This is a genomic window from Mesorhizobium sp. M7A.F.Ca.CA.004.04.2.1 (assembly GCF_004022825.1).
In the GTDB taxonomy this organism is placed as follows: domain Bacteria; phylum Pseudomonadota; class Alphaproteobacteria; order Rhizobiales; family Rhizobiaceae; genus Mesorhizobium.
This window is the reverse complement of record NZ_RZPH01001570.1, coordinates 1-796: the sequence shown is the minus strand read 5'-3', so window position 1 is coordinate 796 and position 796 is coordinate 1. Positions and strand designations below refer to the sequence as shown.

At 63.2% G+C, this 796-nt stretch carries 2 protein-coding genes and 1 pseudogene; 1 reads left to right on the top strand and 2 read right to left on the bottom strand.

The genetic code is table 11. The features are described from left to right. Positions 1-106 (top strand): annotated as a pseudogene (locus EN893_RS40135) (DUF982 domain-containing protein); the annotation flags it as partial. 66 nt (positions 107-172) lie between these two features. On the opposite strand, the gene EN893_RS36195 reads toward EN893_RS40135, so the two are convergent. Both EN893_RS36195 and EN893_RS36190 read right to left on the bottom strand, forming a co-directional pair. Then, on the bottom strand, positions 173-325 hold the full coding sequence (locus EN893_RS36195; protein ID WP_013532262.1) for a hypothetical protein: 153 nt from the start codon (positions 323-325) through the stop codon (positions 173-175). Between the two features lie 176 nt (positions 326-501). Next, on the bottom strand, positions 502-796 hold a 295-nt coding region (locus EN893_RS36190), incomplete at its 5' end, for an aldo/keto reductase (protein ID WP_164901506.1).

Here is a 796-nt window from a genome sequence, read left to right as displayed (position 1 = left end):
CCTGGCGTTCATCGCCGGCGACAAGCCGGCGATGAACGCCAGGCGTGCCTTCATCGCGGCAGCACGCGAAGTGGACGTGTTCGTCAGCGACAAGGCGCCCGCCTGACACAAGCCGACATTTGGGGCGGCAATCTGGATTGAGGCACGGCCCGCATCTGCGGGCCGTTTGCCGTCACTTTGCCGTTTCGGTTTCGGCTTCAGTCTCGTCTTCGGGCTTCGAACGTTCCCTCGCTGCAACCTTTGCTGCCAGCTTCTCGGCCTTCTTGGCCGCCTTCTGGCGGTCGCGTTCCTTGCGTTCCTGATCGTAGTTTGGTGGTCGCGCCATATTGGCTCCTTTTCACTGCCTCGCGGCTCTGGTCCTGCCTAGGAGCATTAGCCGTCAAACACAACAGCTGAAGCGATAGTGCGTCGATGATGGCCAGGCTTGCAAGATGCGCGTCGCAATGAAGGGGCCAGGTCCATCATTGCGGCGGCCAATACCTATCGCCATCGATTTGCCGATCAGATGCCGCTTCGGTCAATCACCAGATCTGCAGCACCAAAACGGTCCTTTGCCGTCAGCTGCTGGTGCCAGTAGGGATAGAGCAAGGGCGGCCGGCTGACCGCATCGAGGCGCTCGCGCTCCTCGCCGGAAAGCACCAGGCTTGCCGCCGCGATGTTGTCCCGGAACTGCGTTTCCGTCCTGCCGCCGATCACCAGCGAACTGACGGCCGGCCGGCCAAGCAGCCAGGCCAGCGCCACCTGCGCTGCCGACACGCCGCGCTGCGCGCCGATCTCGACAAGCACGTCGACGATC

Excerpts from the sequence above, each read along its gene's own strand:
- EN893_RS36195 (WP_013532262.1), bottom strand. The coding sequence starts at position 325 with ATGGCGCGACCACCAAACTACGATCAGGAACGCAAGGAACGCGACCGC.